Origin of the sequence: Synechococcus sp. MEDNS5 (assembly GCF_014279875.1) — a bacterium.
Taxonomy (GTDB): Bacteria; Cyanobacteriota; Cyanobacteriia; order PCC-6307; family Cyanobiaceae; genus Synechococcus_C.
Genome location: NZ_CP047952.1, coordinates 1,416,106 through 1,437,015, shown reverse-complemented (window position 1 = coordinate 1,437,015; position 20,910 = coordinate 1,416,106). Strand labels below are relative to the sequence as shown.

19 protein-coding genes are annotated in these 20,910 nt (G+C 58.9%); 7 read left to right on the top strand and 12 right to left on the bottom strand.

The annotated features are described in order from the left end of the window. Window positions 1-10 precede the first annotated feature (10 nt). The gene (gene malQ, locus SynMEDNS5_RS07700; protein ID WP_186582849.1) at window positions 11-1,543 is read left to right on the top strand and encodes a 4-alpha-glucanotransferase; all 1,533 of its coding nucleotides are present in this window, start codon (window positions 11-13) and stop codon (window positions 1,541-1,543) included. Here malQ and SynMEDNS5_RS07695 read toward each other — a convergent pair. Genes SynMEDNS5_RS07695 through SynMEDNS5_RS07680 form a run of 4 tightly spaced genes read right to left on the bottom strand, consistent with a single transcriptional unit; the run spans window position 1,507 to window position 5,032 of the window. Then, a complete protein-coding gene (locus tag SynMEDNS5_RS07695) occupies window positions 1,507-2,370 on the bottom strand; it encodes a RodZ family helix-turn-helix domain-containing protein (protein ID WP_186582848.1) in 864 nt (287 codons plus the stop codon). The two genes, malQ and SynMEDNS5_RS07695, sit on opposite strands and share 37 nt — an antisense overlap. Window positions 2,371-2,377: 7 nt before the next feature. Beyond that, window positions 2,378-3,109: a pseudouridine synthase gene (locus SynMEDNS5_RS07690; protein ID WP_186582847.1), complete on the bottom strand. Its 732-nt coding sequence runs from the start codon at window positions 3,107-3,109 to the stop codon at window positions 2,378-2,380. A gap of 13 nt (window positions 3,110-3,122) precedes the next feature. Then, window positions 3,123-4,274 (bottom strand): cell wall metabolism sensor histidine kinase WalK, encoded by a 1,152-nt coding sequence (locus tag SynMEDNS5_RS07685; protein ID WP_186582846.1) that lies wholly within the window; start codon window positions 4,272-4,274, stop codon window positions 3,123-3,125. 5 nt (window positions 4,275-4,279) lie between these two features. Then, entirely contained in the window at window positions 4,280-5,032 is a 753-nt protein-coding gene (locus SynMEDNS5_RS07680; RefSeq protein ID WP_186582845.1) for a response regulator transcription factor, read from the bottom strand. A gap of 80 nt (window positions 5,033-5,112) precedes the next feature. Here SynMEDNS5_RS07680 and SynMEDNS5_RS07675 point away from each other — a divergent pair, with 80 nt between their 5' ends. Then, window positions 5,113-6,081: an RpoD/SigA family RNA polymerase sigma factor gene (locus tag SynMEDNS5_RS07675; protein ID WP_186582844.1), complete on the top strand. Its 969-nt coding sequence runs from the start codon at window positions 5,113-5,115 to the stop codon at window positions 6,079-6,081. 10 nt (window positions 6,082-6,091) lie between these two features. On the opposite strand, the gene SynMEDNS5_RS07670 is transcribed toward SynMEDNS5_RS07675, so the two are convergent. From SynMEDNS5_RS07670 to SynMEDNS5_RS07660, 3 genes are all read right to left on the bottom strand, one after another. Next, window positions 6,092-6,571 carry a hypothetical protein gene (locus SynMEDNS5_RS07670; RefSeq protein ID WP_186582843.1) on the bottom strand — a complete coding sequence of 160 codons (480 nt, stop codon included), beginning with the start codon at window positions 6,569-6,571 and terminating at the stop codon, window positions 6,092-6,094. A 72-nt stretch (window positions 6,572-6,643) separates the two neighbouring features. After that, window positions 6,644-8,290, bottom strand: coding sequence for an AarF/ABC1/UbiB kinase family protein (locus tag SynMEDNS5_RS07665; protein WP_186585906.1), 1,647 nt, complete (start codon window positions 8,288-8,290; stop codon window positions 6,644-6,646). 50 nt (window positions 8,291-8,340) lie between these two features. Then, window positions 8,341-9,534, bottom strand: a complete 1,194-nt coding sequence (locus SynMEDNS5_RS07660) for a YbfB/YjiJ family MFS transporter (protein ID WP_186582842.1) — start codon at window positions 9,532-9,534, stop codon at window positions 8,341-8,343. Between the two features lie 81 nt (window positions 9,535-9,615). Between SynMEDNS5_RS07660 and SynMEDNS5_RS07655 the strand changes: the two genes are divergently transcribed. Then, complete coding sequence (locus SynMEDNS5_RS07655; RefSeq protein ID WP_186582841.1) at window positions 9,616-11,013, top strand: aminotransferase class I/II-fold pyridoxal phosphate-dependent enzyme; 1,398 nt, start codon at window positions 9,616-9,618, stop codon at window positions 11,011-11,013. Window positions 11,014-11,063: 50 nt separating this feature from the next. Next, complete coding sequence (locus tag SynMEDNS5_RS07650; protein ID WP_186585905.1) at window positions 11,064-11,945, top strand: phosphatidate cytidylyltransferase; 882 nt, start codon at window positions 11,064-11,066, stop codon at window positions 11,943-11,945. Here SynMEDNS5_RS07650 and SynMEDNS5_RS07645 read toward each other — a convergent pair. The 5 genes from SynMEDNS5_RS07645 to SynMEDNS5_RS07625 all read right to left on the bottom strand — a co-directional run bounded on the left by SynMEDNS5_RS07645 (window position 11,942) and on the right by SynMEDNS5_RS07625 (window position 17,769). Then, entirely contained in the window at window positions 11,942-12,571 is a 630-nt protein-coding gene (locus tag SynMEDNS5_RS07645) for a DUF2993 domain-containing protein (protein WP_186582840.1), read from the bottom strand. The two genes, SynMEDNS5_RS07650 and SynMEDNS5_RS07645, sit on opposite strands and share 4 nt — an antisense overlap. Window positions 12,572-12,574: 3 nt before the next feature. Continuing rightward, window positions 12,575-13,441 (bottom strand): alpha/beta fold hydrolase, encoded by an 867-nt coding sequence (locus SynMEDNS5_RS07640; RefSeq protein ID WP_186582839.1) that lies wholly within the window; start codon window positions 13,439-13,441, stop codon window positions 12,575-12,577. After that, window positions 13,438-14,559: an iron-containing alcohol dehydrogenase family protein gene (locus tag SynMEDNS5_RS07635; RefSeq protein ID WP_186582838.1), complete on the bottom strand. Its 1,122-nt coding sequence runs from the start codon at window positions 14,557-14,559 to the stop codon at window positions 13,438-13,440. Before SynMEDNS5_RS07635 ends, SynMEDNS5_RS07640 begins: the two co-directional genes overlap by 4 nt. Window positions 14,560-14,564: 5 nt before the next feature. Beyond that, a complete protein-coding gene (locus tag SynMEDNS5_RS07630; RefSeq protein ID WP_186582837.1) occupies window positions 14,565-17,138 on the bottom strand; it encodes an ATP-dependent Clp protease ATP-binding subunit in 2,574 nt (857 codons plus the stop codon). Between the two features lie 118 nt (window positions 17,139-17,256). Further along, window positions 17,257-17,769 carry a GNAT family N-acetyltransferase gene (locus SynMEDNS5_RS07625; RefSeq protein WP_186582836.1) on the bottom strand — a complete coding sequence of 171 codons (513 nt, stop codon included), beginning with the start codon at window positions 17,767-17,769 and terminating at the stop codon, window positions 17,257-17,259. A gap of 57 nt (window positions 17,770-17,826) precedes the next feature. Here SynMEDNS5_RS07625 and lysA point away from each other — a divergent pair, with 57 nt between their 5' ends. From lysA to SynMEDNS5_RS07610, 3 genes are read left to right on the top strand one after another with little or no spacing between them, the layout of a single operon-like run. Further along, window positions 17,827-19,188, top strand: a complete 1,362-nt coding sequence (lysA, locus tag SynMEDNS5_RS07620) for a diaminopimelate decarboxylase (RefSeq protein WP_186582835.1) — start codon at window positions 17,827-17,829, stop codon at window positions 19,186-19,188. A gap of 21 nt (window positions 19,189-19,209) precedes the next feature. Continuing rightward, the gene (cdaA, locus tag SynMEDNS5_RS07615; protein ID WP_255440070.1) at window positions 19,210-20,091 is read left to right on the top strand and encodes a diadenylate cyclase CdaA; all 882 of its coding nucleotides are present in this window, start codon (window positions 19,210-19,212) and stop codon (window positions 20,089-20,091) included. Further along, window positions 20,088-20,885, top strand: a complete 798-nt coding sequence (locus SynMEDNS5_RS07610) for an isoprenyl transferase (protein ID WP_186582834.1) — start codon at window positions 20,088-20,090, stop codon at window positions 20,883-20,885. Before cdaA ends, SynMEDNS5_RS07610 begins: the two co-directional genes overlap by 4 nt. Window positions 20,886-20,910 lie beyond the last annotated feature (25 nt).

Below are 20,910 nucleotides of genomic sequence, written 5' to 3'. Positions count from 1 at the left end.
CATCGCGTCTATGCCCCATCCAAGAGGGACCGCATCGAGTCGCAGGGTTGGTGTGCTCCTGCACCCCACCGCTCTTCCTGGATCACCGGTGTGCGGCAGTTTTGGTGCTGCGGCTCGCGGTTGGCTTCATGCGCTCGCTCGCCAGGGCATCAGGGTGTGGCAAGTACTGCCGCTGGCCCCACCGGACGGCACGGGTTCTCCCTACAGCTCACCATCCAGTTTCGCCATCAATCCCTGGTTGCTCGATGCCCAGGATCTGAGCGACGAGGGGTTCATCGCCCCCGATGATGTGTTGGCCCTTCCCCAGGGGACTGCGGCAGACGGAGAGGGTGGCGATCGCCTTGATTTCGCCTTAGCTGATCAACGGGCCAACGCGCTGGCCAGATCACTGCGTCTCCGTTGGTCAGAGCAGTCTGCCGATCGCCACCAGGCCTTTCAGCGGTGGTGTGTCGATCAGGCGCGTTGGCTCCGTGATCACTCCGCCTTCATGGTGCTGCGTCGTGAACGTGCAGGTTTGCCGTGGTGGGCCTGGCCACACGAGTTGGCGGTCCACCGCGATACGGCATTGGAGCAATGGCGTTGCACTCATCAGAAAGACCTGCTTGAGCAGGATCTTCTTCAGTGGCATCTCGATCGTCAGTGGCGCCAGCTCCGTGCCCTGGCGAGCGACCTTGGCGTGGAAATCCTCGGTGATCTTCCTTTCTATGTCGCCCGCGACAGCGCCGATGTCTGGAGTAACCGCTCGCTGTTTTCGATCGCGGCTGATGGACGTCTCCATCAGCAGAGTGGTGTTCCTCCGGATTACTTCTCTGCCACCGGCCAGCTCTGGGGAACACCCGTTTACACCTGGGGCCGGCATCGTCAGACAGGATTCCGCTGGTGGCGTGATCGCTTAAGGCGTCAATGGGACCTCGCCGACAGGCTGCGTCTTGACCATTTCCGTGCCCTGGCCGCTTACTGGTCGGTACCCGGCGACGATGACACGGCCATCAACGGCCGCTGGAAACGCTCCCCCGGTGGCGCACTTCTGGCCTCTCTGAGGCGTGATGCCGGTGGATACCTGCCCATCGTGGCCGAGGATCTGGGCGTGATCACTCCTGATGTGGAGCGACTTCGTGATCGTTTCCATCTCCCCGGCATGAAGGTTCTGCAGTTCGCTTTTGACGGGAATGCAGACAATCCTTACCTCCCAGGCAACATCAAGGGCAAAGGCTGGGTGGTTTACACCGGAACCCACGACAATCCCACGAGCCTGGGTTGGTGGGAGCATCTGGATCAGTCATCAAGGGACCAGTTCACCGCCACGCTTGGGCGCACCGTTGAGGCCCCCGGATGGCAACTGCTTGAACTGGGCCTCTCCACATCTGCTGCGTTGGTGGTGGCCCCTGTGCAGGATCTTCTTCATTTGGATGATTCGGCCCGTTTCAACACACCGGGCACGGTGGGCGGAAACTGGATGTGGAGATTGCCAGCCTTTGATGCAGCTCTCGAAGGTGCACTGGAGGGCTATGGATTGCGTGCCGAGGTCTGGTCCAGGCGGTAGAGCCCAGGTTTGTCTTTCACAGACTTCTGAGCGGCACCATCCCAGAGGACGGATCCTGCTTGCGGAGCTGGCTGGATCGTGATCTGCACAGGCGGCAGGAGCTGGAGCGTGAATGTACCGATCACGCCTTGCAGCTTGGTGCGATCCCCTCCTTTGCTGCTCAGATCAACACGGCTTGGCTGATTGAGTTTGATTTCCAGGACCCCCGGTAGAGGTTGGGGAGCCGACAGATCGGGAATCGCCTCAGCAGGGCTCGCATTGCGCAGATCCTGGAGAGGGCGAAGCCCTTGCAGTAAAGCCTCGGACTCGCTCGTGAGATCCAGGGGAACGGGCGTGAGTGTGATCGCGTTGTTGATGGCCAACTGACGTTGTTGGTGATTGAGGGCCAATAGCGATCCAACGATCACCACCCCGTAGAGAACACTCCCCTGCCAGGTGGTGAAGATGTCGATGCTGCCAACGGTGAAGCGAGTGCGCCGTGTTTGTGGAGAACCCTGAAATTGAAGCGCCTGTTCCGGCAGGGCTCCACTGAGACTGCCTGGCTCAAGTTCGAGACTCTCTTCCAAGCGATGCAACATCGCCACCAGATAGGCAGCCTCCGGCAGGCGCTCTGGCCAGTTCCGCTCCAGCGCTTCCAGCACAGGAGTGGTGATGCGCACTTGTCTGGACAGGTCCCGCAAGCTCAGGCCACGTTGCTCGCGCTGTTGTCGCAAAAGTTGCCCGGCGGCTTCAGCGGGGTCTGCATGACTGGTCGCATTCGAACGATCGATTGCGTCCTTGCTGGATTGGCGGCGTCGCCATGGGAGAAAGCGTTTGATCAAAGCCATATCTGGGTTATGACCGATCGGCCTCGGTGCTGATCAAACCTGACCATTCTTGCCTGGAAAGTTCTCTCCAGCAGCCTTCCCGCATCGAACCGAGGGTGAGATCACCGATGGCGATGCGCTGGAGATCGAGGACGCGATGGCCCAGAGCGAGCGCGATTCTGCGGATCTGGCGGTTGCGTCCTTCCCGCAGGATGACCTTCAGCACACTGGTTTGGGGAGTCCCTTTCAAAAGTTTCACCTCGGCAGGGCGCGTGACCGTCCCGTCGAGAACGACTCCGCGTCTCCATTGATTGAGCTGCTCGGCATCGGGCAAGCCAGCCACCGTGACCCGGTAGGTCTTGTGGTGGTTGTACCGGGGATGGGTCAGTTTCAACGTGAGCTCCCCCTGGTTGCTCAGAAGCAGGGCGCCTCGGCTTTCTGCATCCAGCCGGCCTACGGGATGAAGGCCCTCTCTCAGATCCGCTGGCACGAGCTCGAGGACTGTTCGACGTCCCTGTGGGTCCCGGCAGCTGCTGATCACTCCCGCTGGTTTGTTCAACAAAAGCACCCGGGCTGGGGGGGCTTTCTGAAGCGGGCGGCCGTCCACCTCAATGGTGTCAAGGTTCAGATCGGCCTGGTCTCCGATGGTTGCCAGCTGCCCATTCACTCGGACCCGATGTTGTCGCAACAAATCCTCGGCCTTGCGTCGGGAGCAGACCCCTGCAGAAGCGATCAGTTTCTGCAGTCGTTGGCGCGTCACCGTTGCGCTCCGCTCATGCCTGTCTTTTCGGTAGCAGAAGTTCCATGGATGTCCCCCCGTCAGGATGATTTCTGGCCTGGACGCGGCCGCCATGGTTCACCGCGATCTGTTGAACGATGGCCAGGCCGAGACCACTGCCACTGCGGTTGGATCGGGCCCTGGAGGGATCGCCCCGATAAAAACGCTGAAACATATTGCTGAGATCGCTTTCGCTCAGCCCTGGCCCGTGATCTCTGACAGAGAGCAACCACCATCCGCCGCTGGGAACAATATCCACTTCCACGGAGCCGCGATCGGGTGAGTAACGCAGTGCGTTGTCGAGGAGATTGAGAACGGCTCGATGCAGTCGGCGTTGATCGCCCAGAAGCAGCCCAGGCTCATCGGTGTTGATCGATAGAGACACTTCCCTTTGATCAGCCAGAGGACGAATACTGTTCCAGGCTCCTTCAACAAGATGCTCCAGATTCAGGGCCGAATAATCAACTTGATCCCGAGGAAGGATGTTCTCAAGGCGAGAAAGCTCCAGAAGATCTTCCACCATTAACTGCAAACGGCGGAGTTCTCTTTGCAGGCGTTCCACCAGAACGCCATCGTCTTCGCTGACTGCTCCCTCGAGCCGGTCACTCACCAGCATCAATGCCGTCAGGGGGGTTTTGAGTTCGTGGGCGACGTCGCTGACCCATCGCTCCTGCTGCTGCTGCTGGGCTTCCAGGGACTGCCTGTTCTGAAGCAGGACCAGCAGCCATTCATCCGAACCCGGCAGCACGATCGCTTCGAGCGGAATTCTCTGCTGTTCCCACTCGCAGCGTTGCGGTCGCTGTTGATGGCGCACACTGATGATCGCCTCTTCCAGCTCAGGCACTGAGAGCACCTCCTCGAGTGCCTGGCCGCGGACCAGCAGATTGCTGGAGAACTGCAGTAAGCGTTCAGCCCGGGAATTGATGTATCCGATCGTCAGATCAGGCGTGAGGATCAACCATCCCTGGGTGGCCGCATCGATCCAGGCCAGCAATTGGGGTGTGGTCAGCGCATGACCTGACAGCACCGATGGCGTCAGATGCGCTTTGGAGCCTCTCGCTGCTGAGCCTCGTTGTCTGCTGGCGAGAAGCCAACCTCCAGCACTTCCGATGATGAGTCCGAGGACAACTCCAGTTCCTGCGCTCACGATGGTTAGCCGAAGCGGTAGCCGAATCCCCTAACGGTGCGGATGTGTTGAGGAGAGGAAGGCTCCTCCTCAATTTTTTCTCTCAACCAGCGGATGTGGACATCAACGGTTTTGGTGTCTCCGACAAAATCGATCCCCCAGATTCTTTCCAGCAGCTGGTCTCTGCTCCAGACCCTCTTGGGATTGCGGATCAGCAGTTCGAGGATTTTGTACTCCTTCGGTGAAAGCGTGAGGTCCTCACCGTCGCGGGTGACGCGGCACTCCTGGGCGTAAAGACAGAGATTGCCACTCTGAACAACCTGGCGATCCTCATTCGGGACGGATGCGATCTGTTGGGAGCGCCGCAGCAAGGCCCGACAGCGTGCGACCAGTTCTCGCAGGCCGAAGGGCTTAACAAGGTAGTCGTCAGCGCCCACTTCAAGGCCGAGCACCCTGTCGGTTTCACTGTCCCGCGCACTGATGACCAAAACGGGGGTGTGGTTATTGAGTTTGCGAAGTTGTCGGCAGAGATCGAGCCCGCCAAGGCCTGGAAGCATCAGGTCGAGCACAAGCAGATCCACACCTTTGGTGTCTGGTTCGTTGAGGAGAGCCATGGCGTCGGCCCCATTGCCGCATGACTTCACATCGAAGCCTTCAGCACGAAGGGCTTCCTCCACGGTTTCTCTGATCGAATCATCGTCTTCAACAACGAGCAGTTTTGCAGTGCCCACTGTGCTCGTTGCGGAAGCAACCACGAGAAAACATTTCGTTGAAGCCATTCTGGCCACGGATCCGCCTTTTTGGCTTTGAAACCACGTTCTTTGGTGTTAGGTTAAGAAACATTCTGGTTTCGTAACTGATGGCGCCCTTGGCCCTGCTCCCAGACGCAGACCTGGTGCGTTCCTATCTGCGCGACATCGGCCGTGTGCCGTTGCTGAGCCATCAGCAGGAGATCACCCTGGGCCGTCAGGTGCAGGAGCTGATGGAGCTGGAGGCGACAGAAGCGGAGCTGCAGGAGAAGCGTGGTGGAGAAGCCGTGCCTGCAGCCGAGCTGGCGAAGGCAGCTGGATTGAGTGCTGTGCAACTGAAGCGCAAGTTGCAGGCGGGCCGCCGCGCCAAAGAGCGGATGGTGGCGGCGAATCTGCGTTTGGTGGTGAGCGTGGCCAAGAAATACACCAAGCGGAACATGGAGCTGCTGGATCTGATCCAGGAGGGAACGATCGGTTTGGTGCGTGGTGTGGAGAAGTTCGACCCAACGCGGGGCTACAAGTTCAGTACGTATGCGTACTGGTGGATTCGCCAGGGAATCACACGGGCGATTGCGGAGAAGAGCCGCACGATCCGGCTGCCGATCCACATCACCGAGATGCTGAACAAACTGAAGAAGGGGCAGCGCGAACTGAGCCAGGACCTGGGCCGGACGCCATCAGTCACGGAGCTGGCGGCATTTGTGGAGCTGCCGGAGGATGAGGTGAAGGAACTGATGTGCCGCGCCCGTCAACCGGTGAGCCTGGAGATGAAGGTTGGGGATGGTGATGACACGGAGCTGCTGGATTTACTGGCAGGTGATGGCGAGCTGCCGAGTGAGCAGGTGGAAGGGGAGTGCCTGAAGGGCGATCTGCGTGATCTGCTGGGCCAGCTGCCGGAATTGCAGGAGCGTGTGCTGCGGATGCGTTACGGGATGGACGGCGAGGAGCCGATGAGCCTCACTGGTATTGCAAAAACGCTCAAGATGAGTCGCGATCGCACCCGCCGACTCGAGCGTGAAGGCCTTGAATCGCTGCGTCAGGATCCGCTTGAGCTCAAGGACTACACCGTGGCTGCCTGAACACTATCGATCAGAAGAATTCGTCGAAGTTGTCGAAGTCGACAGCTTTGAAATTCCCGCTTTCCACCTGGGTCATCAGGCTTTCCAGCTGCACCCAGAGCGCACCACCGGTAAGAACCGAGAGCAAGAAGGCAATCAGATAAGCCGCACCGGATGCAAAGCCGAACACCTGCAGTGATCCGCCGATGAACAGGCTGATTCCGATCAGTGTTCCCGCAAAGCTGATACTGGTTTCAGCGTTTCCCAAGGGGAGCATCGCCAACCGGTCATTTTTCCAGCCGTCCAGACGATTCTGAACAAGCCTGGCGAAGGTGAGCCCGCAGAGCACACCGATGGCTAACCCGAGGCCGGCAACGAGGTATGGAGGCTGCTGGAGCGGGGCGAACTCCAGAAGAATCTCATCAGCGCTGAGATCACCGAATGCTCCTGAAAGAAAATCAAGGTCGGCTTGGTCAAGATCGATCGGTGCGAAGTCTGGTGCGATCGACATGAGAGGCCGTACGTCTGAATCAAGTTGGCATTATCACCGCTGGAACCTGGGCCCGGAGGGTCTGAGGCAAGCTCAGGCCGCGAGCGGATTGAGACTCTGGAGCATGCCTTGGGCGAGGCGGGCCGGTCCAAAGGTTCTGCGCATGAGATCGGTGAGATTTTTCAAATCTGTTGTGTCCAGTCGATCGTCCTTGATCAGGGTGAGCAGAAGCCTTCGGCGCAGGTCGCCTCCATCGCGTCCCAGCAGCAACTTCAGGCCTGCCCCTGCCACTGGAATCAACTCTGTTCCGACTTGCGTCGGCTCTTTACCCACAACGTCCAGAAGGCTTTCAAGTCGTTCAAGCCTCAAGCTGCCATCGCCGTCGAAAATCACTTCCATCAGTTTCTCCCTCATTTCACGGGTGTCGCCAGCAAGCAATCGCTTGGCCACGTAGGGATAGGCCACGGCAATGATCTTGAACTGTGGGTCGAGGCGCAGGGCCAAGCCCTCCTGGCTCACTACCGCCCGGATGATCAGGGCAAAACGGGCTGGGACTCGGAAGGGATAGTCGTACATCAATTCTGAAAAGCGATCAGTGATCGCTTTGAAATTGAATGACCCCACAGAATCACCGAGGCTTCCTCCCAAAACATCCTCAAGCGCCGGAATGATCGGAGCAAGGTCGGCGTTACTCGAGAGAAAACCAAGCTCCTGAAAATCGCGTGCGACAGCCTCGAAGTCACGGTTGATGAGGTGCACAACGGCGCCAGTCAGGGTGAGACGGTCGCTGTCGCTGATGGAATCCATCATGCCGAAATCGACGTAGGCCACATGCCCGAGGTCACCGCTGCGGCCGCTGAGTGCGAACAGATTGCCTGGGTGGGGGTCGGCGTGGAAATATCCGAATTCAAGGAGTTGTTGCAAGCCACTGATCACGCCGGTTCGGATCAGAGCGGTCGGATCCAGTCGTTGGGATTTGAGTTCCTGTCGATCGCGAAGTTTGGTTCCATGAATCCAGCTGGTGGTCAGGACTCGCCTGCTCGATAACGAACGTTCCACTGTCGGGATCGTGACAGCAGGGTTGTCGTCAAACAAGGTTGCGAAACGCTCGGCATTGTCGGCTTCGCAGAAGTAATCAATTTCTTCAAACAGGCTGCGGCCGAATTCATCGATGATCTCTCCAAGGCCGAAGCCAAGGTTCAGCGGTAGGAACGGGGCTGCAAGCACGCCCAGGCTCCGGATCAGCACCATGTCGCGCCGGAGGATGAACACCAGATTGGGGCGCTGCACCTTGACGGCAACCCAGTGCTGACCATGAGCCCTGGCTTTGTACACCTGGCCCAGGCTGGCGGCAGCAACAGGACAGTCGGGAAACTCTTCAAAGAGTTGATCGGCCGGTGACCCCAGCTCGGCTTCGATTGTTTTCAGGGCTATTGCATGGCTGAACGCAGGCAGGTCGTCCTGAAGTTTCGTGAGTTCATCGAGCCAGTCCCGTCGAATCAAATCGGGGCGGGTGGACAGGGCCTGCCCCACCTTGATGAAGCAAGGGCCAAGATTCGTGAGTGTGCGCAGGAGCATGCGCGCCAGATTTTTCTGAACCTTGGGATCACTGCTGTTGCCACGGATCAGCAAGCTCAGCACCAGCCCGGATAACGCCCAGACAATTTCGAAAACACGGGGTACGGAGATCCATGGGCGCAGCAGCAGCCAACGGGCATCTCGGCCAGGGTTGTACCGCACAGACTCCACGCTCAGATCTCAACACCTTCATGAAATCTTAGAGAGTTCGCTTAAACAGGGCGCCCAAGCCCGCGATCGCCGAACCACTGGACCAATTCAGCCATCACCTGGACAACCACAACAACGACGCCGATCAAAATCAGTGAGTCGATGTGATGGGAGACGAGAGGTGATGTGGTGAAGGCAAAAAGAGCGAAACCGATCCCGAGAATCATGGTGATCAACGACCAGGTCGGTCTTAGTTCGCTGGGATCAACCAGCTGACTGAGACGGTCGAAGGTGAGGCTGGCCGTGAGCCAGATCCAGGCACCCACGCAGAACGTGGCTGCAGCCAGAACAGAGGCGTTGCTCCCAGTCAGGAACAGAATGTTGCCCAAGAGACCTAGGCAGGCCACCACCGGCAGTAACACCACGGTGGGCCAGCGCCGCGGAAATGTGCTCGCTAGCAAGGATCCAGTTGTGCAGCCAGCACCAAACACGGCCAGCGATGTGCTGCTCATCATGGGTGAAGCCCCTAAGCGCTCACTCACAAGCAGGGGTTCGTAGAGCGCGACTGGCGTCTGTCCCGCCCCGAGCAGCAGGTAGCCCAGCGTCAACGCTGCCAGGGGCAGCAGTGACGATGAAGGGATCTTGGGGTCTTCCCCCCGGGCCAACGGTGCCTCGGGATCGTGCCTTACTTCGTCTCGGAACCCGACCAGCAGCAACCAGCCCACCGGAATCGCCAGGAACGCAGCCACCGTTCCCAGCACCACCCAAGCAAGTTCTACCGTTTCCATCGGCAGGCTGCCCACACTCAGTGCTCCAAGCAGTGCACCGATCCCTGCTCCTGCCATCACCAGCGCACTCGCCCGTCGTCGCTGACCATCTGCACAGCCAAGGGTCGCTAAGTGGGGGATCCCGCTCATGAGATGCCCTGAAGCCCAGCCGGCCAGAATTCTCCAGAAGGCATGCATCGCCAGGGTGCTACTCAGCCCCTCTGCAAAAAGTGAGATCGGGACGGTGAGCAGGGCGATCCAGAGAGTGACGCGACGGTCCCGCAGGATGCGCAACTGGGAATGATGCAGGCAGCCGAGGATGTATCCGGCCAGATTCAGCGAGGAGAGCTCTCCGATCGATGACGCGCTGAAGAGTCCGCTTTCGATCATCAGACGCCCAACGATCGCGAAGTCAAATCGCACTACCCCCAGGCCGATGCCGATGGCACAGCTTCCGGCTAAGGCCTTTGCGTACCGGTATTGCGCCATGGGGCGGACAGGGTTGATGTCACGATTCAGCTTCTAGCCGCAGTTCGAGCGGGTGTCTGCGGTCTTCTCGATTTTGTGCTGATGTCACTGCTGAGGATCCTGTTCGATTCAAATCCGCGATTCGCTCTGCATCTTCCCGTGCATGGCCGGGGTGAAGCCTTGCCTCCGCGGCTCAAAGACTTGTTGCATCGGCAGCCTGGTTGCTGGGATCTGCCTGAACTGCCGGAAATCGGAGGACCTCTGGACGTCGATGGGGCTGTCGCAGAGAGCCAGGCTCTCTTTGCTGCCCGCATGGGTGTGGATTGCTGTTGGTTTGGTGTGAACGGGGCCACAGGTCTTCTGCAGGCAGCACTGTTGGCGATGGCCGCTCCTGGCGAGGCTGTTCTGCTGCCTCGCAATGCGCACCGCAGCCTGATCGGCGCATGTGAACTAGGAGGAATGCTGCCGGTGTTCCTGCCGGTTCCGTTCGATGAGGACCGGGGCCACCCCGGGGCCATGACGGCCGATGGTCTGAGCCGCTCCCTCGAGGCCCTGCCCGATCTTTGCTGTCGCCTCGCTGCAGCCGTGCTGGTTCATCCCACGTATCACGGGTACGCCGCAGAGATCGCTCCTCTGGTGGACCGGCTGCATGCGCGTGGATTGCCCGTGTTGGTGGATGAAGCCCATGGCAGCCATCTCGCCTTTGCCCCGGGGATGGGATTGCCCCCGTCTTCCCTGACCACCGGGGCTGATCTTGTGGTGCATTCATTGCATAAATCAGCGCCTGGGCTGGCTCAGACCGCAGTGCTCTGGCAGCGGTCGACGCGCATCTCCTCAACATCGGTGCGTCTGTCCCTCCAGCGTCTGCAGAGCAGCAGTCCCAGTGCCCTGTTGCTGGCGTCCTGTGAAGCAACCCTGGATTGGATGCTTTCAACCCAATGGATCAGGATTCTGCAGCGAAGGCTGGAGCAAGCCCGCAGGCTGCATGAATGTCTTGATCGCCATGGCGTGCCGCTGCATGAAAGCGATGACCCCCTACGGCTGATTTTGAATACAGCCGCCGTTGGGGTGAGTGGCTTGGAGGCGGACACCTGGTTCATGAACCGTGGGGTGATTGCTGAGCTGCCGGAGCCCCTTTGCCTGACCCTTTGCCTGGGGTTTGCCAGGCATCGCGGGCTTGCAGCGCGGCTTCGGCATCTCTGGCCGCTCTTCATCAAGGAGCAGGGCAGGCCATCCCTCGCTGCCGTTGCGGCGCCTCCCCTTGATTCGGTACAGGTTGCGGAGTTATCTCCTTCGTCTGTCGCCCATCGGCCCAGTCTTGAGCTTCCATTGCATCAGTGTGCTGATCGGATCGCAGCGGAGATGATTTGTCCCTACCCCCCTGGGATTCCCTTATTGGTGCCTGGAGAGCGTATTGATCACCTCAGGGTGCAGTGGCTGCAACTGCAGCACCGGCGCTGGCCTGAGCAGGTGCCGGGTATGGTGAAGGTTCTGGCCTGACAGGCCGCGGGATCCAACGGGTGGTTGCTGACGGCAAAACCAGCGAGGCGATGCTCAGGCGCAGTGGCGTCGATCGCAAGCGTCTCAGCAGTGGTCTTCTGGCTGGCGTGTTCGGGGTTGTGGTCGTTGGTTTGGGCGGTTGGTGGTTCACCATCGCCCTTGGCGTGATCGTGCATCTCGCCCTGCTGGAATTCTTTCGGATGGCCCAGTTCAAGGGCATGCGTCCAGCCACGAAAACGACTCTGGTGGCCTGCCAGCTCCTGCTCGTCAGCACCCAGTGGTCTGTGAACGGCGGACTGGCCTCTCATCTCGCTGATGCCGTTTTGCCCCTCTCAGGTGCTGCGATCTGCGGTTGGTTGATTCTCCAGCCCATCACAGGATCAATCGCCGATATCGCCGCATCGATCTTCGGATTGTTCTACCTCGGGTTTCTGCCCAGTCACTGGTTGCGTCTGCGCAACCTCGTGACCCCAGATGCTGCGCCGATCCTCCAGTCCCTTGATGGATCCTGGATCAGCTCCGGTTTGCTGATCACCTTTGCGGCTTGTCTGATGGTGGTGGCCAGCGACATCGGTTCCTATGCCATCGGCCGTCGCTTGGGATCCCGTCCTCTCTCGCCGATTTCACCGGCCAAGACCATTGAGGGTGCCTATGGCGGTCTGGCCTCTGCCATCTTGATCGGGGCCTGTACCGGTGCGCTGTTGATGTGGCCTCTGGGGTGGTTCACGGGGGGATGTCTCGGCGCTCTTGTCGCTCTTTTCGCCCTCGTGGGTGATCTCACCGAATCGATGATGAAGCGGGATGCAGGCTTGAAGGATTCCGGCGATGCCTTGCCAGGCCATGGCGGAATCCTGGATCGCATTGACAGCTATCTGTTCACTCCTGCCGTTGTTTTTTATGCCGTCACCCTGGTGTTGCCGGTGCTCTCCTAGGGCTGAACGCTGGCCGTTCCCTTCAGCAGCAGCTGACCGGCTTGGAGACGGGCTTCCTCGATCTGGATCGCAGGATCCATGGGAATCAGCATGCCGCCTTCAGCGTCACAGTGATCAACGCGGATTGTTCCCTGTTCGGCGTTCAGGCGGAAACTGCGGTGTACGGGGTCTTTCCCCGTGATCACTTCAGCCGTCAGCTTGAGGATGTCGTTGTCAATGGTGAGAGATCTCAGGGGAGTCAGTCCCATCAATTGTTCCGAAAGCAGGTCGCCCAACCAGCGCCAGCGATCGCTGGCGAGGGCTTGGTTGAGTTCGACACCCGAGAGCACCACTTCTCCTGATATCAAGAAGGGTTCTTCCAATTGCACCGGTTGATTGGGCTGACCCGGCCGCAGCGAAGCCTTCAGCTCGCTCGATTGAAGGTCTGCCCTGACCAGAGGCAGTTGCTGGAACTGAACACGTTTGGCCTGCAACGTCACACCCTTGAGGCGGCCTTTTAATAACGCGAAGGCGGATCCCTGCAGTGAGAGATTCAAGTCCTCAACGGAGTCGCACTGGGCTCGGATCCACCGCTGTAGACCGCTGGCCAGCAGCTGTAAAACCGGGCCTGAACTGGTGCTGGACATCGATCAACCAGGCAGGAACACAGTGTTGCATCGTTCCGAGACGTCCTGAGGTCGATCAATGTGCGGGAGATGACCACAGGCATCGAGGCCTTCCACTGGATGCTCCAGCAGGGCGCTTAAAGCTTGTTTTTGTCCTGCCCTCAGAATCCTGTCGTTGTTTCCCCAAAGCACGTGCATGGGCTGTTGCGGGAGCGGGTGACCGCTGCCTGAGAAGCCACCGTTGCGGGCAAAGGCCGCCAGCGCTTCGCTCCAGCCTGGACATTGAAGATGGAGAGACGCAATTTGCTCTTCCGCAGGACCGACATCACTGTCCGGATCGGCAAACGCCTGTCGGCAGAGACCACGGCGCACGCCCGGGCGGCTGAGAAACCAGGCACCGAGTCGATCCAGTGGGGGTGGGACAGGCATTGGACGCCCTGTCAGTCCAGCCGGTGCCAGCAGCAGCAATGTGTTGATCCGATCTGGTTGGCGACGGGCGATTTCCACCGCGACAGCCCCTCCCATCGATGCGCCGACGACACCGATCGGACGGTTGCCGGGGATCCGTTGAAGAACACTCTCCAGATGGAGCAGAACCGGTTCTCTGCCGTAGTGAGCCGTGCGTGGTCTTGGGCTGAAACCGAAACCAAACAGGTCGGGGATGAACAACTGGAACCGACTGCAAAGCAGTGCTGCGAGCCGTCTGTACTCCAGAAAACTGCTATCGAATCCATGGAGCAGCAAGAGGGGCTGCCCTTGGCCGAGAACGGCAACCGGAAAGGGAGAATCGATCCCCAGTTCAGGGAGGTCCCACCACTGCAGCTGGTCGAGCAGCGTCACGGCCTGGGGGTCCAACAGATTGGAGCGGATGGCCTCGAGTTGGGTTTTCAAGGGCGTTGAACGCTGGGTTCGGCTGCTCCCACAAGAGCTTCTAGAAGCGCTCCCGGCGTAACGGAGAAGGGAAGATGGTGAAGATCTGATCCTTCACGGCAGGCAAACTCACAAACCTGCTGAAGGTCACTCAAGCTGACATCGGAGAGACCGAGATCGTCGAGGCTCACCGGTAGTCCGAGTTGGCTGAGCAGGGGTAGCAACTGGCGATGGGCTTGTGCTGCCAAGCGATTGCCACCCAAGCGTTCTTCGAGTCGCAACTGAACCAGCACTCCGAAGCCCACCTTTTCGCCGTGGAGGGATCCGTGGCAAGCTTGCAGTTGGGTGAGCCCGTTGTGGACAGCATGGGCTGCAACCGTGCGGCAACGTGCCCCCCCCAGTCCTCCGATCACGCCGGCTGTCAGCCCGCAGGCTTCAATCACCCGCACCCAGGCATCTCCGCCGGGGGACTGCATGGCATCCACACTGTCAATCAGAAGCTGATCCCGCAGGACCCGCGCCATCTGGACAGCTTGCTGAATGAGTCCATCGTGGCTTGCGCCGCTGCTGACAGAGGCTTCGTACCACTTGGCCAGGGCATCAGCGATGCCACTGGCGAGGGTGCGGGGTGGTGCTTGGCGAAGCAGATCGTGGTCGAACACCAAAAGATCAGGACAGCGTTTCAAGGCCTGATCACCAAGAAAGGCCCCTTCAGGGCTGTAGAGATTGGAAAGCGCAGTCCAGCCGGCACAGGTGGAAGCACTCAGTGGCACGGTTATGCAAGGCAGATTAAGACGATCGGCGAGGAGCTTGCCAGCATCCAACACCTTGCCTCCGCCTGCGGCGATCACGGCATCACTGCGGTGAACTGTGAACGCTGCTTCGAGACGACGCAAATCTTCTTCGCAGCAGTCGTGATTCAGGCCGGTTGGTGTGACCTCAAGTCCAGCTGACGCCAGGCTGAGCTTGAGTTCGTTGCGCAGTGGTTGGGTCGCTGGGCTTCGACCCAAAAGAAGTGGTCTGGAGCCAAGCTCACGAATCCCAGGAAGTGCGTTGAGCCATGCACCGGAGCCACGAATCACGCGGCCCGGTGCGATGGAGTGATGAGAGATCAAACAGCTGTTGTCTGTTGTGGACATCCAGGTCAGCGACCGGCACTGGCCAGCTCAGGGGTCTCGGTGGCTGCGCGATTTAAGTGTTTGACAACCACCTTGCCATCTTCAACGTCGACCTCTGCTTCGTCCCCGTCCTTGATGCGACCAGAGAGAACTTCCTCGGCAAGGCTGTCCTCGAGCAAGCGCATGACGGCACGACGCAGTGGTCTGGCGCCGTAGGCGGGGTTATAGCCCTCCTCCACGAGTCGTTCCTTGAACGCATCGGAAACCGTGAGGATGATCCCTTTCTCACCGATACGACCGAAGACTTCACGCAGCATGATTTCAGCAATCTCTTTCACCTCGTCGCGGTTGAGCTGCCTGAACACGATGATTTCATCGAGTCGGTTGAGGAATTCAGGGCGGAAGTACTGCTTCAGCTCTTCGTTAACCAGAGAGCGAATCCGATTGTATTGATTCTCTTCGGCGTTTTCACCGGAGAATTCGAAACCGAGGCCGCCGCCACCCTTCTCAATCACTTTCGAACCGATGTTCGACGTCATGATGATCAGGGTGTTTTTGAAATCTACGGTTCGGCCCTTTGAATCGGTCAGACGGCCATCCTCGAGGAGCTGCAGCAGCAGATTGAACACATCAGGATGTGCTTTTTCGATCTCATCAAACAGAACCACGGTGTAAGGCCTGCGTCGCACGGCTTCGGTGAGCTGGCCACCTTCATTAAAACCCACGTAACCCGGAGGTGATCCGATCAATTTGCTGACGGTGTGACGCTCCATGAATTCCGACATGTCGAGGCGGATCATGGCGTCTTCGCTTCCGAAGAAATAAGCAGCTAGCGCTTTGGTGAGCTCGGTTTTGCCCACACCAGTCGGGCCGGAGAAGATGAAACTGGCGATAGGGCGATTTGGATTTTTTAGACCTACGCGAGCCCGACGGATCGCCTTGGACACGGCTTTGACGGCTTCGTCCTGACCGATCAAGCGCTTGTGCAGCGTCTCCTCCATGTTGAGAAGTTTCACCGACTCACTCTCCGTGAGTTTCTGAACGGGCACACCCGTCCAGGACGCCACGATCTGAGCGATGTCTTCCTCATTCACAACCGGTGTGGTGCCGGCTACTGCCAATGCCGTGGCTCCCGATTCATCAGTTGGCGCAGTAATGACTTGCGTTGAAGCGTCTTCCGAAACTTGCCCTTCTGCAGACGACTCCTGGCGTGTGGACTGCAGCAGAGAACGGATTCTGTCCCGCAGTTCAACCTCCTTGTCGCGCAGTTCACCGGCACGGGAGAAATCTTGCTCGCGGACTGCATCCTCCTTTTCCTTCTGAACAGTACGGAGTTCCTTGTCCACCTCTTTGGCTTCCGGCGGAAGCTTGGAATTCATCAGGCGAACACGACTGCCTGCCTCGTCGATTAAATCGATGGCCTTGTCGGGAAGGAATCGGTCGGAGATGTAGCGATCACCCAGAGTCGCAGCGGCCTCAATCGCCTCATCGGTGATTCTCAGTCGGTGATGCTGTTCATAGCGTTCGCGCAGACCCTTGAGGATTTCAATGGTGTCCTCGATGGAGGGCTCGCCAACTGTGACCGGTTGGAAGCGTCGCTCAAGAGCAGCATCACGTTCGATGTGCTTGCGGTACTCATCAAGCGTGGTCGCTCCGATGCACTGGAGCTCACCTCGCGCAAGGGCTGGCTTGAGGATGTTGGCAGCATCGATGGCACCTTCGGCAGCACCGGCTCCGATCAGGGTATGAACCTCGTCGATCACGAGGATCACATTCCCGGCGGACTTGATCTCCTCCATGATTTTCTTGAGCCGCTCCTCGAATTCACCTCGGTATTTCGTACCGGCAACCAGCAATCCGATATCGAGGGTGAGCACTCTTTTGTCTTCAAGGATGTCAGGGATCTCCCCCTGCTGAATCCGTTGCGCCAGGCCTTCGGCAATAGCGGTCTTGCCGACGCCGGGTTCCCCAATCAGAACTGGATTGTTCTTGGTGCGGCGGCCAAGAATCTGAATGACACGATCGATCTCGCTCTGACGACCAACCACGGGATCCAACTTGGCTTCGGCTGCAAGCTGGGTGAGGTTGTTCCCAAATTCATCGAGCGTTGGTGTTTTCGTGGAACCTTTGCCTCCCGATCCACCTCCACCAGCTCCAACTTCTGCAGTTTCTCCGAGCATGCGGATCACCTGGGTTCTCACCTTGGAGAGGTCCACCCCGAGATTCTCCAAAACCCGGGCAGCGACGCCCTCGCCCTCGCGAATCAGCCCGAGCAGCAGATGCTCCGTGCCGATGTAGTTGTGACCGAGTTGACGCGCCTCCTCAAGGGAGAGCTCGAGCACGCGTTTAGCTCGTGGCGTGAAGGGAATCTCCACAGCGACGAAGCCAGAGCCGCGTCCAATGATTTTCTCAACCTCAACCCGGGCGTCTTTGAGGTTCACGCCCATGGATTTGAGGACCTTGGCTGCAACTCCTGTGCCTTCACCAATCAAACCCAGCAGGATCTGCTCAGTGCCAACGAAATTGTGGCCAAGGCGACGAGCCTCTTCCTGGGCCAGCATGATCACCTTGATGGCCTTCTCGGTAAACCTCTCGAACATCGTTCAGGCCGGCAACTGGTGCTACCAAGCTATCAGGAGTGTCGGGTCAGTGTGGCCACTCCCGCTTCAGCAGGAAATCCCAGTGATGTTCTGGGTTAGACGCCGCAAAAAGTATTAATCAATGCCGAAAAGTATTCGAGTTATCTGTTTGATCAGTGTGGATATCCCTACTGTTTTCGATTTTCAGCCACTGCAGGAGTGCGTCGCTCCCATCTCGGTAATACTTCCGTCGGGATCCGGTGGTCACGAACCCCAAACTTGCGTACAAAGCGATCGCGGCTCGGTTGGTGCTGGCCACATCCAAGCTTGCCTGTACAGCCCCAGCGATCCCTCCCCGCTGGATCAGGGCCTTCATGATCTGAGTTCCGAGCCCCTGCTTGCGCTGATGGGGGGCAACGGCGACAGCCGTGATCTGAAGTTCGTCAGCCACCAGCCAACCCGCTGCGAGGGCAATCAGCTGGCTCTCCGCATCCTCGATCCCCAGTGCAATCCTGTGGTCGTCGGTCAGTTCTCGCGTCCATTGCTTTGATGTCCAGAGACCGTTGAGAGCCATGCGATCAAGTGCCAGGCAGGCCTCCAGGTCCTCGATCCCGAGAGGGCGCGGTTCGTTTTGGCCTTGAGAGCCCTCCATTCACCTTTCCGGACAACGTGCCTCTTACCATTGCCCATCGGTTCTGTCACACGCTCCATGTCTCAGCCTTTTGAACTCGGGTGTGACACAAACAGTCCCAATCGAAACCTCGCTCCGATCACGGCCGAGATCGATGCACAGGGAAAACTCACGGTTGGTGGCTGTGCGTTGAGCGACCTGGCAGAGCGTTATGGAACGCCCCTCTACGTGCTCGACGAAGCCAGTATTCGCCAAGCTTGCCGGGCCTATCGGGAGGCCCTTGAACGTCATTACCCCGGTCCTTCTTTGGCGATCTACGCCTCAAAGGCCAATAGTTCGATGGCCTTATCGGCCTTGGTTGCGTCGGAAGGGCTCGGCCTGGATGCTGTTTCTGCCGGAGAGTTGATCACAGCCCTCGATGGAGGCATGCCAGCTGATCGCATGGTGCTGCATGGCAACAACAAGTCGTTGGAGGAGCTGGCACTCGCTTATCGCAGCGGCGTGATGGTGGTCGCCGATAACCAGCACGACCTGGATCTACTGCAAACCCTCGTTCCGGAGAATGGCGAGCCGGTGAGGCTCATGCTCCGCTTCACTCCGGGAATCGAGTGCCACACCCACGAGTACATCCGCACTGGACATCTCGATAGCAAGTTCGGCTTCGATCCGGACGAGCTCGAACCTGTGCTCCGCTCTCTGCAAGGTGCGTCTTGGGCCAGGGTCGAGGGTTTGCACGCCCACATCGGCTCGCAGATTTTTGAGCTGGAACCCCATCGCGATCTTGCCGCCGTCATGGCTGATGCCCTTGGCTTGGCCCGCGAGCTCGGACATCCAGTCCGTGATCTCAATGTGGGTGGCGGTTTGGGGATTCGCTATGTGAGCAGCGACGATCCACCGAGTATTGATGCCTGGGTTCAAGTGGTAGGAACGGCGGTGGCATCGGCCTGCCGGCAGCGCAATCTGGATCTCCCCCGCCTCTTGTGTGAACCCGGTCGGTCGCTTGTGGCGCCTGCAGGGGTGACCGTGTACACGGTTGGGGCTCGCAAGGTTGTGCCCGGAATCCGCACCTACCTCTCTGTGGATGGGGGCATGAGCGATAACCCCCGGCCAATTACCTATCAATCGCAGTACACAGCCTGTTTGGCCGACCGACCCAAGGCGGAGCCTGAAGAGACGGTCACGATTGCCGGAAAGCATTGTGAGTCTGGGGACGTCCTGCTGAAAGATCTGGCGTTTCCGGCTTGTACCAGTGGAGAGATTCTCGTGGTGCTCGCGACCGGGGCCTACAACGTTTCGATGAGCTCGAACTACAACCGCATTCCCAGGCCTGCCACGGTGTTGGTGAAAGGTGCTGAAGCGGAACTGGTGCAGCGCAGGGAGCAGCCAGAGGATTTACTGCGATACGACCTGCTGCCAGAACGCTTGCGATCGGTAGTCTGAAAATAGAGAGAGCAGGTGTGGATGAACGTGTTGGCGGTGTTGCAGTTGCGCCAGCTGTACGACCAATTGTCATCCTCACTTTTTCAGTGGCGCCTTCTCGATGTCTTTTGCGCCGTTGTTCTCGGCTTCCTGCTGTTTTCCCGCGTCAACGAACAGCGAACGCTGTGGTTGCTCAGGGGGTATCTCTTCCTCGTTTTTTTGGGGTGGTTTGTCCAGTGGTCCGAGACGCTGCCCCTGACCTCAACGTTCATTGATGCGTTGGTGCTGGCCTGTTCCCTCTCTCTGGCCATCCTCTGGCAGGGGGAACTGCGCAGGCTGATGGAACTCTTGGGCACGGGCAAGCTGGCTGTGCTGCTTGGCAATCCTCAAAGCCGACTGAGAACGACCGCGAGCACGGTGGCTCAACTCACCGACGCTGCGGGGCGTTTATCGAAGAGTCGTCGTGGTGCACTCATCGTGATTGACCTTGGCAGTGACCTTCGGCCTGAGGACTTTCTCAATCCGGGGATCACCATTGATGCTCAGCTCAGCAAAGAACTGCTGCTGAATCTGTTCGCATCCGATACACCGCTGCATGACGGTGCGGTGGTGATCAAGGGAAACCGCATTATTTCGGCAGGGGTGATCCTGCCCCTGTCAAGACAAGGGGTCAGTCGCTATGGAACTCGACATCTGGCCGCACTCGGGATTACCGAACGCTTTGATCGCTGCATCTGCGTGGTGATTTCTGAGGAATCCGGCACCCTGTCCCTCGCCAATCAGGGCAAGCTTGAGCGACCCATTACCAGCTCTCGTTTGCAGGACCTGCTCACTGAACTGATCGCCGGCTCGGTTTCATCGGCGGCAGTGAAAGCACCATCTCCACGTAGCGTGAAGAAAGGAACTCAGGAATTCCTGCCTTGAGTCGTCAACTGGCCACCAGTGCCGATCAGCTCGAGTCCAGGCGTTGTCCCGATGGTCTGGACCCCTCCAGGCTGCCTGGCCATATCGCGGTGATCATGGACGGCAACGGTCGCTGGGCCAAAGCGCGCGGCCTGCCCCGGGTGATGGGGCATCGGGCTGGAGTGGAAGCCCTCAAGACCACGCTCAGGCTCTGCAACGACTGGGGCATCGGTGCTCTCACGGCCTATGCCTTTTCAACGGAGAACTGGTCGCGCCCTGGTGAGGAGGTGAATTTCTTGATGACGCTGTTCGAAAGAGTGCTGCAGCGGGAGCTGGATGCACTGGAATCAGAACAGGTGCGCATCCGCTTTCTCGGAGATCTTGAAGCCCTCCCGTCGCGTTTGCAGGCGCTGATCGCTGATGCCACAGCGCGGACGGCCGCCAACCGAGGCATTCATTTCAATGTCTGCACCAACTACGGCGGACGACGGGAACTGGTCCGCGCTTCCCGTCGCCTCGCTGAACGGGTCGCAAGCGGAGAACTTCAGGCTTCACAGATTGACGAGAGCGCTCTTGCAGCAGAGCTTTACACCGTTGGAGAGTGCGATCCAGATCTCCTCATTCGTACCAGTGGAGAGCAAAGGATCAGCAATTTCCTGCTCTGGCAGCTGGCCTACGCCGAGATTCATGTCACCGATGTGTGCTGGCCTGATTTCGGTACTGATGCCCTCCTTTCCGCTCTGACCGACTACCAAAGCCGTCGTCGCCGCTTCGGCGGACTGGATGGGGTGATGCCCGACGTTCTGGGATCCTGATCACTGCAGGACACGTGGCTGGTGC

Bases quoted from the DNA above. Each gene is read 5' to 3' on its own strand.
- malQ (WP_186582849.1), top strand. From the start codon at position 11: ATGCCCCATCCAAGAGGGACCGCATCGAGTCGCAGGGTTGGTGTGCTC.
- SynMEDNS5_RS07695 (WP_186582848.1), bottom strand. From the start codon at position 2,370: ATGGCTTTGATCAAACGCTTTCTCCCATGGCGACGCCGCCAATCCAGC.
- SynMEDNS5_RS07680 (WP_186582845.1), bottom strand. From the start codon at position 5,032: ATGGCTTCAACGAAATGTTTTCTCGTGGTTGCTTCCGCAACGAGCACA.
- SynMEDNS5_RS07675 (WP_186582844.1), top strand. From the start codon at position 5,113: ATGGCGCCCTTGGCCCTGCTCCCAGACGCAGACCTGGTGCGTTCCTAT.
- SynMEDNS5_RS07670 (WP_186582843.1), bottom strand. From the start codon at position 6,571: ATGTCGATCGCACCAGACTTCGCACCGATCGATCTTGACCAAGCCGAC.
- SynMEDNS5_RS07660 (WP_186582842.1), bottom strand. From the start codon at position 9,534: ATGGCGCAATACCGGTACGCAAAGGCCTTAGCCGGAAGCTGTGCCATC.
- SynMEDNS5_RS07655 (WP_186582841.1), top strand. From the start codon at position 9,616: ATGTCACTGCTGAGGATCCTGTTCGATTCAAATCCGCGATTCGCTCTG.
- SynMEDNS5_RS07650 (WP_186585905.1), top strand. From the start codon at position 11,064: ATGCTCAGGCGCAGTGGCGTCGATCGCAAGCGTCTCAGCAGTGGTCTT.
- SynMEDNS5_RS07645 (WP_186582840.1), bottom strand. From the start codon at position 12,571: ATGTCCAGCACCAGTTCAGGCCCGGTTTTACAGCTGCTGGCCAGCGGT.
- SynMEDNS5_RS07635 (WP_186582838.1), bottom strand. From the start codon at position 14,559: ATGTCCACAACAGACAACAGCTGTTTGATCTCTCATCACTCCATCGCA.
- SynMEDNS5_RS07630 (WP_186582837.1), bottom strand. From the start codon at position 17,138: ATGTTCGAGAGGTTTACCGAGAAGGCCATCAAGGTGATCATGCTGGCC.
- SynMEDNS5_RS07625 (WP_186582836.1), bottom strand. From the start codon at position 17,769: ATGGAGGGCTCTCAAGGCCAAAACGAACCGCGCCCTCTCGGGATCGAG.
- lysA (WP_186582835.1), top strand. From the start codon at position 17,827: ATGTCTCAGCCTTTTGAACTCGGGTGTGACACAAACAGTCCCAATCGA.
- cdaA (WP_255440070.1), top strand. From the start codon at position 19,210: ATGAACGTGTTGGCGGTGTTGCAGTTGCGCCAGCTGTACGACCAATTG.